The organism is Mycobacterium colombiense (assembly GCF_003284935.1).
Classification (GTDB): Bacteria; Actinomycetota; Actinomycetes; order Mycobacteriales; family Mycobacteriaceae; genus Mycobacterium; species Mycobacterium arosiense_A.
Map to the genome: position 1 here is coordinate 20,857 of NZ_QMEV01000054.1, position 10,357 is coordinate 31,213.

A 10,357-nucleotide genomic window follows, 5' to 3' on the forward strand; every position below is an offset into this window, starting at 1 on the left:
CTGGGGGTTGGCGCTTATTTGAGCAAGCTGCCCGCGTCGACGGGAAGCGAAACGCCGGTGACGTAACGAGATTCGTCAGAGGCGAGGAACAGGACAGCATTGCTGATGTCGGTGGCTTCCACCCAAGGCACCGGCAGTGTGTGCATCGTCTGCGAGATCGGGGCGAAGTCGTCAGGTCCGGGATTTTCCAGGTCGGGACGAAAGAGCCGATAGGTGTTGTCGTTCATCACCATCGTGGTGCTGACCTGGGTGGGCAGCACGGAATTGACCCGGATCATGTGCGGGCCCAGCTCGACGGCGAAGGCCCGCATCAGGCCGATCACGCTGTGCTTGGCGGCGATGTAATGACCGGTGTTCGGGTACGCCTTGCGACCGCCCACCGAACTGGTGAGCACGATGGACCCGCCGCGGCCACCCGAAAGGACGTGCGGTACGCCCGCTTTCACCGTGTGCCACACGCCGCTGAGGTTGATGTCGATCATGTCCTGCCACACGTCCTCGCGGATCTTGTGCAGCTTTCTGCCGTCGGTTCCGACGCCGGCGTTGGCGACGATGATGTCGAGGCGACCGAGCTGTTCCACCCCGCTGTCCACCGCGGCCTTCAGCGCGTCGTAGTCGCGGACGTCCACCTGGGCGGTGACGATGCGCCGGTCGAGGTTTTTGACCAGATCCGCGGTCTCGGCGAGGTCTTCGGGTGTCGCGTGCGGATAAGCCAGGTGCTCGATCGGCCCACAGACGTCGATCGCGATGATGTCGGCGCCCTCCTGCGCCAGACGCACGGCGTGGCTGCGGCCCTGTCCGCGGGCGGCGCCGCTGACGAAAGCCACCTTGCCCTCGACCCGGCCGGCCATCACGACACCAGCGCCGGCATACACTCCCAGCCCCGCACCGTGGAGGTCGGGCTGAGGGTGGCACTGTTCAGGTCGACCTCCCACTCGGGGAATCGCTTCAGAATCTCCTCCAGCGCGATGCGGCCCTCGAGGCGCGCGAGCGCCGAGCCAAGGCAGAAGTGCGTGCCCATGCTGAAGGTGAGGTGCGGGCGCACCGTGCGGTGGATGTTGAATTCGCCCGCGTCGGGGCCGAATTGGGCCTCGTCGCGGCAGGCCGACCCGATGAGCATCATCATCACGCTGCCTTCGGGCACCGTCTGGTCGTGCACGACGACGTCGCGGGTCACGTATCGCGAGACGTGCGGCGCGGGCGGCTCGTAGCGCAGCAACTCCTCGATGGCCTGCGGGATGAGTGTGGGGTTGGCAACCAGGTCGCGACGCTGGTCGGGGTGCTCGGCGAGAACCTTGCCGGACCAACCGATCAGGCGGGTGGTCGTTTCGTTGCCGGCCCCGGCCACCACGTTGAGATAGACCAGGATTTCTTCGCGGGACAGCCGGCGGGTGGTGCCGGTCTCGTCGACGAATTCGACGTTGAGGAGTTCGGTCATGATGTCGTCGGACGGATGCTCGGCGCGCCAATCGATGTAGGCCTCGAACTGCTCGCCCACGGACAGGCCGTGCTGGGCGGCGTCCATCGGCTTGCCCGCCTCGGTGCGCAGCTGGGCGTTGCCCCGGTCGCGGATGTACTCCTGGTCGTCTTCGGGGATGCCGAGCAGCATGCTGATCACCTTCATCGGCATCTGCGCGCCCAGGTCGGTGACGAAGTCGAAGCGTCCCGAACCCACCAGCGGGTCCAGCAGCTGCGCGCAGAAGTCGCGGATCATCGGCTCCAGCGCGGCGATCCGGCGTGGGGTGAACATCCGCGACAGCAGTTTGCGGTGCACGTCGTGAATCGGCGGGTCTTCGAAGATCAACATGCCCGGCGGGATTTCGAGGTTCGCCTTGATCAGCTCCAGGATGGCGCCCCGCGCGGAGCTGTATGTCTCGTGGTCGACCAGCGCCTTGCTGACATCGGCGTAACGGCTCACGGCGTAAAAGTCGTATTCGGCGTTGTAATAGAGCGGCGCCTCTTCGCGCAATCGCGCGAACATCGGATACGGGTCGGCGATCAACCCGACATCGTATGGATCGAACCGAACACTGCTTTCGGTGCTCGCCGTCACGAAAATCCTCCTACCGCTGCACTTTTCGATACCCGCATTACCTGCACCAGGGCTAGCGCTGCCAGCGTTGCAGCGCTGGATTCGGTCGGTCCGGGGCAATTTATACACTCCGCTTAATTGCGTCGTTGTCACTTCTGCACAAGCGCGGGGGAAAACGACGCATGAACGTGGGCTCACTCTATTGTCGTAGAGAACCATACAGCGGAGGCCCTGGCAAGAGCCAGAGCCCGGCACGCCGTGTCCCGCCGGCGTCCTCATCCGGATCCGGCCGCCCCCCGGCGCAACACCTGCAGGCCGCCCGTCTGGGTGAGCCGCCCCTTGGCCGAACTCTTCAAGATCCCAGTGGCGATCGCCGACAGGATTCCGTCGAGCTGTTCGGCGCTGTCGATGATTCGGTCGCCGTGGGCGAACCGCTGCAGCAGGCCATTGATGAACGTCAGCGTGACGTTGCTCAGATCCTCGACGACCGCCGGATCCAGGTCGGCGCCGTGCGGCATGAGCTGCACGAGGATTTCCCGGTGCAGCTTGGTGAACTCGTCGGTGGCCTGCTGCAGGATCGCGGCCAGCGCGGGGTCGCGGGTGGCCTGCATGGTGAGCTCGTAACGGGCCCTGGTCCGGTACAACTGCGGATCGCTGCCGGCCTGGATGACGACCTGCGACAACCGCGACGGCGCGCGACTTCCGGCCTCGGAGCTGTCCGCGATCGCCTGCAGCTCGGCGAGGTCGAGCTCGGCGGAGCGCTCGGCCACCGCGCGCAGCAATGCCGATCGGGTGCGGAAGTAAAACGAGGTCGTGCCGTCCGGCACGCCGGCCTTGCGGTCGACCTTCAGATGGCTCAATCCCTTGGCCCCGTCGTCAGCCAACAACTGAATTGCCGCGTCGCACAGGTCGCGGCGGCGCTCGGCGGGATTAGGCTTTCGTCGTCTATCCATGAGTCTTGAACCGCGACCCTACTCTATATTCGTAGTGTCGGTAAAGGGCTCGTTCTCGCCGCGTCAGCGTGTCGGATACCCACAGCTCATCGCCGCCGACTGCACCGACTCGCACCTCCGAATTCGCCGGTGCACGCCCATCCATTCCAAAGAAATTGCGGTGCAAGACTTCCCATCCAAACGGAAAACCGATGACCGCCGAGTAGAGTCAGTTCGGATGAGTCACCGTCGTTTCCGCGTACGCAACGCCGCCGCCTGGCTCGGGTCGCTCGGCCTGCTCACCGCCGTGATCAGTGGCTGCCAGCACGCGCACCCGCCCGCGCCCGCGGGTTCATCGACCACGGCGCCGCCGAGCACCACCGCGCCCCCGCCCCCGCCGCCCCCGCCGGTGGTGAAGATCGCCCCGTTGCCGGTTCGGCCGGTGACGAAGTCGCAGCCCACCACTCCCGCGGTGAAGTGCCCGGCCGCCGATCCGAACGCGTCGATAACGCCGACCGACACGCTGACCACCTGTGACATCGGGCGAACCACCGTCTATACGCTGGGTCCCGAGACCATGCGACTGGGCCTCGTGCACGTCGACCCGCCGAAGTCATTGACCGCGGACTACTACGAACTGACCCTCGTGCTGGATCCGCCGTCGACGGCCGCCTGGGCCGCATTCACCGGCGAGCATCTGCAAGACCACATGGCCTTCATCCGCGACAACATGGTGCTCGAGGCCCCCATCATCGAGCAACCGGCCACCACGGGGCGGATCGTGCTCACCACCCAAACGGCCCAGAGCGCCGCGCAACTGGCGCAACTGGTGGGTCGCCCCGCATGACATCATCGGGGCGGCCGGACCGCCTCGGCATCGGCATGCTCAGCGTATTCGGGCTGCCACCAATCGAATTGGTGGATCTGGCCGCGAAACTGGGGTGCCGCCACATCTCGGTCGCCGTGCGGGGGATGCCGCTGGTGCCGCTGGGTTATCCCCCGTTCTCGTTGAAAGACGACGCCGGGCTACGACGCGACCTGCTCGCCGCGCTGGGCGACCGGGGCGTGGGCATCTCGCTGGGCGACGGATTCGTGGTGCTGCCCGGCGCCGACGTGAGCGCCTTGCGGGGCGACCTCGACGTGTTGGCCGAGCTCTGCGTCCCCCGGATCAACGTGGTCAGCCTGGACCCCGACCTCCCCCGGACCCTGGACCAGTTCGCCGCGCTGACCGAGCTCGCCGCACAGCGCGATATCGACACGGTCGTCGAACCGGTGCCCGGCCTGACCATCGGCGACCTGAGCGCGGCGCTAACCGCCGAGGAGTACGTCGGACGACGCGAATTCCGCCTGTTGATCGACACCATGCACCTGGTGCGGTCGGGCTCCGGCGCCGCCGAAGTGGCCGCCATCGATGCCGATCGCATCGGCTACGCCCAACTCAACGACACGACGCTGCGGCCGCGCATCGACAACTACCTGGAGGAGGCCATGTTCGAGCGCATGGTTCCCGGTGAGGGGGAGCTCCCGCTGCGCGAGCTCCTGCGCGCGCTGCCCGCCGATACGGTGCTCGAAATCGAAGTGCCCCAACGATCGTTGGCGCTGGCCGGGGTGAGCCCGATAGACCGCCTACGCCCGTGCGTCGAGGCCGCGCGGCGGTTGTTGTCGGACGTTCAGGCCGGGTAACGCAGCGGCAGGCCCGCGGCGCAATAGATCGCATCGATGACGGTCATGTTGTCGACCGCGTCCTGCGGGCTTGTTTTGACCGGTTCGCCGCGCAGCACCGCCGCGGCGAACGCGTCCAGCTGATAGGCGTAGGAAGCGCGTCGCCCGAAGCGTTCCGTCCGTCTCCCCCGGCGCGACCGCACCGAGAGCCGATGGAAAGACTGCGGCATCACGGGATTCAGGATGCGCAGCTCGCCGTGTTCGCCGATCACCCGGGCGCTGATCTGCAGCAGTCGCGGCGACCACATCGAGCAGCGCACGCGGCCGGTATGGCCGGCCGGGAACCGCAGGTCGGCCGTCATGGCCCGATCGACGCGTGGGTCGCGCAGTTTGGCTTGCGCCGCAATGACTTCCGGGGAAGTCCCACCGAACGTCCGGACCATGTGCACCGCGTAGCAGCCGGCGTCCATCGTCGCCCCGCCGGCAAGCGCGTAGTCGTAACGGATGTCGGAGAATTTCGGCAGCGGAAAGCACAGCGCGGCCTCCACGTGCCGCAGCGTGCCCAGCTCACCGGAGGCGATGATCTCCTCGGCGCGCAGCGTCAGCGGGTGGTAGCGATAGTGAAAAGCCTCCATCACCACCCGCCCCGAATCGGCTGTCAGGGCGGCGATTTCGCGTGCCTCGGCCGCATTGGCGGTGAACGGCTTCTCGCACAGCACGTGCTTGCCGGCGGCCAGCGCGGCCCGCGTCCAGCGCCCGTGCAGGCCGTTCGGCAGCGGGTTGTAGATGGCGTCGACGTCCGGGTCGGCGATCAGCGCCCCGTAATCACCGTGCACGGAGGCGATTCCGTGCTTGGCGGCGAAGGCCTGCGCCCGCGGGACGTCGCGGGCCGCCACCGCGGTGACGACGACCTCGGGGTTGTCCTTGGCAGGACCGATCAACGCCATCGGCGCGATCCTGGCCGCGCCCAGGATGCCGATCCGCACCGCCGGCCCGGCCATCAGAAGGGCACCGCCGCGGCAGGCCGGCGTCTCATGGGTTCACCGGTGAATGGTCTTTGGGCACGCCGCTGAGCTTATCGCCAGCGGGCGGGATTCAGCCGTGGTTGCCATGCCTGGGTTTCGGGTTAGAGTCAGCGGATGGGGCAGGTAACGGAGCGCTGGCGTGCCGCTCGGGTGGCATCGGCGTTGTACAACACGGCCGCAATGCATGACGGCGTCGCCGCGGTGGGCGCAAAAGCGCTGTGGGGATTGGCATTACCTGATTTGCTAGCGCAGGTTCAGCGGGTCGGTGAGGTTCCCGCCGGCGCGCATGTGCTCGACATCCCGTGCGGTGGTGGCTTCGCCTTTCGTGGCCTGCGCCCCGGGCAGGATTGCCGCTACGTGGCGGCCGACATTTCCCCGGACATGCTGGCGCGGGCGCGCGGTCGGGCAGACCAGTTGGGCCTGGCCGACCTGATGGAGTTCACCGAGGCCGATATCACCGATTTGCCCTTCCAGGACAACACCTTCGACCTGGCGGTGACGTTCAACGGGCTGCATTGTCTGCCCGACCCGCGCGCGGCGGTGGTCGAGCTCGCGCGTGTGCTGAAGCCCGGTGGGATCCTTCGCGGGAGCACGTGCGTACGCGGTCGCGGTTGGCGCCAGGACCGTTTTGTGACCGCGTTGCAGGCGGCGGGCTTCTTCGGGGAGCCGCCCCGGGCCGGTGACGTGCAGCGCTGGCTCAGCGATGCGGGACTCGACGTCGTCGTGGCACGGCACAGCGGTTCGGTCGAGCTGTTTGAGGCCGCCCGACCCGGCGCCTGACCTGGGGTGACCGTGGTGGTCGGAGGGTCATAGCTGCAGGTCGTACACCGAGATGGGGTCGAGGATCACGCCGGTCTCCTCGACGTAGCGGTCCCACAGCGCCAGCAGCTCGGCCAGCTTGTCGGGGTGCGACGCGGCCAGGTCGTCGATCTCGCCGAGGTCGGAGGACAGATCGTAGAGCTGCCAGGCGCCCGGCCCGTATGGCGGCGGCAGGTACAGCGCCTTCCAGTCGCCCTGGCGGATGGCGCGGCGGCCGAACAACTCCCAGCCGGTGCCGGTGCCGGCGTCGTGCACGGTCTCGGCGGCGCCCGTCAGGTAATCGACCAGTGAGCGGCCGCGCATCGGTGCCACCTCGCGGCCCCGGTAGGACGTGCCAGGATGTGCGGTGCCGGCCAGCTCCAGCAGCGTCGGCGCGATGTCCATGACGGTGCTGAACGCGGTGCCGATCTGCTGCTGGCGGGCGAAGCCGGGCCAGGTGACGAAGCCGGTCACCCGGATCCCGCCCTGGGTGGTGAATGCCTTGTGCAGCCGCGACGGCGCGGTGGCCGCCTGCGCCCAGCGGGGGCCGTACCAGATGAACGAGGTGGGCCGGCCCAGGTTGTCCAGGCTGTTGTCGCAATGCTTTTCGATCTGCGCGGCGATCTGCGGGCCGCGCAGCGGCATCGCCTCCACGATCGCACCCTCGGCGCCGTTGTCGGACAGGAAGATGACGACGGTGTTGTCGAGTTCGCCGCTGGCCGACAGGTAGTCGATGACCCGGCCGACGTTGTAGTCCATCCGGTCGACCATCCCCGCGTAGACCTCCATGCTGCGCGCCGAGCGCGCGCGTTGCTCGTCGGTCATGTGGGCCCATTCCGGCGCGCCGTCGGCCACCACCGGGTGTGCGACGACGTCGGGTGGGCAGAGGCCGAGCCGCTTGAGCGCGGCCAGCCGCTCCTCGCGCAGCGCGTCCGGGCCGGCGTCGTAGCGGCCCCGGTATTTCGCGAGGGATTCGTCGGGCGCCTGCAGCGGCCAGTGCGGCGCCTGGAAGGGCAGATAGGCGAAGAACGGCCGGTCGTCGTCGGGCGCGCGCTCGTCCAGATAGCGCAGCAGGGTATCGGTGTAGGAGTCCGACGAATAGAAGTCGTCGCCGACGGTGACGAACCGGTCGTCCTCGGTGTAAAGCGTTGGTACGGGCGAGAATCCGCGCGCACCGGCGCCGCCGTAGTGGCTGGCGCCGGCCGGCAGCAGGGCGAACGAGCGCTCAAAGCCGCGCGCCCACGGCGACGTCTCGATGGTGGCACCAAGGTGCCATTTGCCGGACATCAGGGTCAGATACCCGGCGTCGCGCAACAGTTCGGGCAGCGCGACCACCCGGTCGTTCAGGTAGCCCTCGTACCCGGGCGCGCCGCGGAATTCCGGCGATGCGACCTCGAGCATCGTGCCGATGCCGGCGATGTGGTGGTCGGTCCCGGTCAACAGCATCGCCCGGGTCGGTGAGCAGGCCGGGGCCGAATGAAAATCGGTGAACCGGAGCCCGGCGTGGGCCAGGCGATCGAGGTTGGGCGTCTCGATCTCGCCGCCAAACGCGCCGAGGTCGGAGAAGCCGAGGTCGTCTGCCACGATCACAAGGAAGTTGGGGCGCGTCACGCTCATGCATCCTGCCAGGTGGGTCGCGATGGCGGAATGATGCGCACCCGTACGGCGTCGATATTGTCGAGGCAGGCACCGTCGGCCTTGCCGCCGCACTCCGAACCAGCGAAAGGGCACGAAGATGTTGGCGCAGTTTGGAATGTCCATCCCGCTGGTGGCGGCTCCGATGTCGGGCGGCCCGACCACCCCGGCCATGGTGTCGGCCGCCACGCGCGCGGGCGCCCTTGGCTTGCTCGCGGCGGGATACAAGACCGTCGAGGCCATCGAGGCCGAGATCAAAGCCGTTCGCGCCGAGGGAATCCCGTTCGGCGTCAACGTCTTCGCGCCCAACCCGGTCCCGGTCGATCCGCAACGCTACCGCGACTACGCCGCGATGGTCCAGGCCGACGCCGACCAGTTCGGGCTGACACTGCCACCCGAACCCATCGAGGACAACGACAAGTTCGACGAGAAGATCGCGCTGCTGCTCGACGACCCCGTGCCGATGGTGTCGTTCACCTTCGGCATTCCGTCGCGCGACGTGATCGCCTCGCTGCGCGGGGCCGGCAGCGTGGTGGTCCAGACGGTCACCACGGCCGACGAGGCGGCGCAGGCGCACGACGCCGGCGTCGACATGCTCGCCGTGCAGGCCGCCGACGCCGGCGGGCATTCCTTATCTAGCCTCAAACCTCTCGAACTGGGGTTTTACGCCGCATGATGTCCGTCCTTGTAAGCCTAGGGTGCTGCACTAACTGGGTCGACCAGCAGTCGCGCTTCACGCGTTTGTCTAGCGAGCCATTCCCGTTATCTGTAGGTGGGTACGAGGTGTATCCGACTGTGTCCCACGATTGGGTTTCGGGCTCTGGTGATCGTGGGGAACACGCTTATCTGTGGGGCTGTGTCCGATGATTCTCTGGGTCTTTCGGGAACCAGGATCGGATTAAGGACTGGCTGGATGCCGATGTCACGGTGGCCACGATCGCCGGGTGGTTGCGCGACGGGCATTGAGTCGCGGCGTCGAAGTCCGCGGTGCGACGTTGGATCGCAACGCATTTCGCCGAGGCGGTGGCCCGCGAGAGGGTCAGCGGGCCGGTGGCCCCGGGTGGTGAGGCGCAGATCGATTACGGCGGGCTGGGGATGTGATTCGACCGAGCGACGGCCGAGCCGGTGGCGGTGTGGGCGTTCGTGATGGTGCTGTCGTGCTCGCGGCATCTGTTCGTGCGCCCGGTAATCCGGATGGATCAAACCACGTGGTGCGCTTGCCATGTTCTGGCGTTCGAGTTCGGCGGGGTGCCGGCGCGGTTGGTGTGACAACCTCACGACCGGGGTGGACAAACCCGACCTCTGCGATCCGCAGATCAATCGATCTTACGCCGAGTTGGCCACCACCCACTACGGCACCCCTGATCGACCCGGCGCGGGCTTCAAACCCAAGGACACACCCCGGGTGGAACGACCCATGAGTTACGTACGCGACTCGTTCTGGAAAGGCCGCGAGTTCTCCTCGCTGCGCTTGATGCAGGCCGACGCGCTGCGCTGGAGCCGCGAGGTGGCCGGCGGCCGGCACTGCCGTGCCGTGGAAGGTGCCCAGCCCTTACGCATGTTCGAGGCGAGCGAAGGTGACGCGTTGATCACGTTGCCGCCAGAGTATTTGAACTCACTAGCTGGTCGATCGGCGCCGCCGGGGTAGATGCACATCTTAAGGCCGGCAAGGCATTTCATCTGTGTGAAGTCCGACCTTGGCAGTGGTTAGTTAGTTGCCGGTCGGGGTGGTCCGGGGTCAGCTCAACGCGCTGACTTTGTCCCTCATGACCTGGGCTATGTCGATCGCGCTCGTGTCGATACGGTGAGTCGGGGGGTTTGCATTGTTGCCAAAGTCGACTTCGGCTTCAATGAGACAATTGTCCCGCACACCGAGGGCCCGCGCGGCCGGAATGGCAAGCTCAAGAAGCGGGTTGGGTGAGTCCAATTCGATCGACATGGTAGCCGCGAGAACCGAAGCGGCAGGCTGTACGTTATCGACTTTCACCTGGAGTCTGAAAGGCCCACCCGACAGGAGCACGGTTTTGCCCTCGCATCTTTGCCATTCTCGAGAGAATTTGACGAAAAGGGCGTCGGCGTCGCCAGCTGTCGAAAAGCTGATGACACCCTTTTTGACCCCGGTCACCACGGACGCAGCGGCAGAATCAGGTCGCCACGTTTCAAATGCGACACCATTGACGTTGTGGTCTTGATAGACGCTATGTTGCAGCGCTACTGCGACTCCGATGCAGTCATCGGACCAAGGCGATTTGTCTCCCGCTAATGCATCGGGC

Annotated in this window: 9 protein-coding genes and 2 pseudogenes; 5 read left to right on the plus strand and 6 right to left on the minus strand. The window is 66.8% G+C overall.

The features are described from left to right. Window positions 1-14: 14 nt before the first annotated feature. From DQP57_RS20145 to DQP57_RS20155, 3 genes are all read right to left on the minus strand, one after another. Entirely contained in the window at window positions 15-851 is an 837-nt protein-coding gene (locus DQP57_RS20145) for a mycofactocin-coupled SDR family oxidoreductase (protein WP_112634475.1), read from the minus strand. Continuing rightward, entirely contained in the window at window positions 851-2,053 is a 1,203-nt protein-coding gene (locus tag DQP57_RS20150) for a cytochrome P450 (RefSeq protein ID WP_112634476.1), read from the minus strand. Before DQP57_RS20150 ends, DQP57_RS20145 begins: the two co-directional genes overlap by 1 nt. Before the next feature lie 254 nt (window positions 2,054-2,307). Then, window positions 2,308-2,985 carry a TetR/AcrR family transcriptional regulator gene (locus DQP57_RS20155; RefSeq protein ID WP_112634477.1) on the minus strand — a complete coding sequence of 226 codons (678 nt, stop codon included), beginning with the start codon at window positions 2,983-2,985 and terminating at the stop codon, window positions 2,308-2,310. Between the two features lie 217 nt (window positions 2,986-3,202). Between DQP57_RS20155 and DQP57_RS20160 the strand changes: the two genes are divergently transcribed. Both DQP57_RS20160 and DQP57_RS20165 read left to right on the plus strand, forming a co-directional pair. Then, on the plus strand, window positions 3,203-3,811 hold the full coding sequence (locus DQP57_RS20160) for a SecDF P1 head subdomain-containing protein (RefSeq protein ID WP_205869181.1): 609 nt from the start codon (window positions 3,203-3,205) through the stop codon (window positions 3,809-3,811). Then, on the plus strand, window positions 3,808-4,647 hold the full coding sequence (locus tag DQP57_RS20165) for a sugar phosphate isomerase/epimerase family protein (RefSeq protein ID WP_112634478.1): 840 nt from the start codon (window positions 3,808-3,810) through the stop codon (window positions 4,645-4,647). The genes DQP57_RS20160 and DQP57_RS20165 overlap by 4 nt, the downstream gene beginning before the upstream one ends. Here the strand turns inward: DQP57_RS20165 and DQP57_RS20170 are convergent. Beyond that, window positions 4,635-5,627 carry a Gfo/Idh/MocA family protein gene (locus DQP57_RS20170; protein ID WP_112634479.1) on the minus strand — a complete coding sequence of 331 codons (993 nt, stop codon included), beginning with the start codon at window positions 5,625-5,627 and terminating at the stop codon, window positions 4,635-4,637. The genes DQP57_RS20165 and DQP57_RS20170 overlap by 13 nt on opposite strands. 204 nt (window positions 5,628-5,831) lie before the next feature. Here DQP57_RS20170 and DQP57_RS20175 point away from each other — a divergent pair, with 204 nt between their 5' ends. Further along, the gene (locus DQP57_RS20175; protein ID WP_240631823.1) at window positions 5,832-6,431 is read left to right on the plus strand and encodes a class I SAM-dependent methyltransferase; all 600 of its coding nucleotides are present in this window, start codon (window positions 5,832-5,834) and stop codon (window positions 6,429-6,431) included. Window positions 6,432-6,458: 27 nt separating this feature from the next. On the opposite strand, the gene DQP57_RS20180 is transcribed toward DQP57_RS20175, so the two are convergent. Then, the gene (locus DQP57_RS20180; RefSeq protein ID WP_112634484.1) at window positions 6,459-8,060 is read right to left on the minus strand and encodes an arylsulfatase; all 1,602 of its coding nucleotides are present in this window, start codon (window positions 8,058-8,060) and stop codon (window positions 6,459-6,461) included. 124 nt (window positions 8,061-8,184) lie between these two features. On the opposite strand from DQP57_RS20180, the pseudogene DQP57_RS20185 reads away from it, so the two are divergent. After that, window positions 8,185-8,736: pseudogene (locus tag DQP57_RS20185) on the plus strand (nitronate monooxygenase); the annotation flags it as partial. Between the two features lie 233 nt (window positions 8,737-8,969). Beyond that, window positions 8,970-9,788: pseudogene (locus DQP57_RS27670) on the plus strand (IS21 family transposase); the annotation flags it as partial. A gap of 34 nt (window positions 9,789-9,822) precedes the next feature. On the opposite strand, the gene DQP57_RS20195 reads toward DQP57_RS27670, so the two are convergent. Then, window positions 9,823-10,357: sensor domain-containing protein (locus DQP57_RS20195; protein WP_133259274.1), on the minus strand; the 535-nt coding region annotated here is incomplete at its 5' end.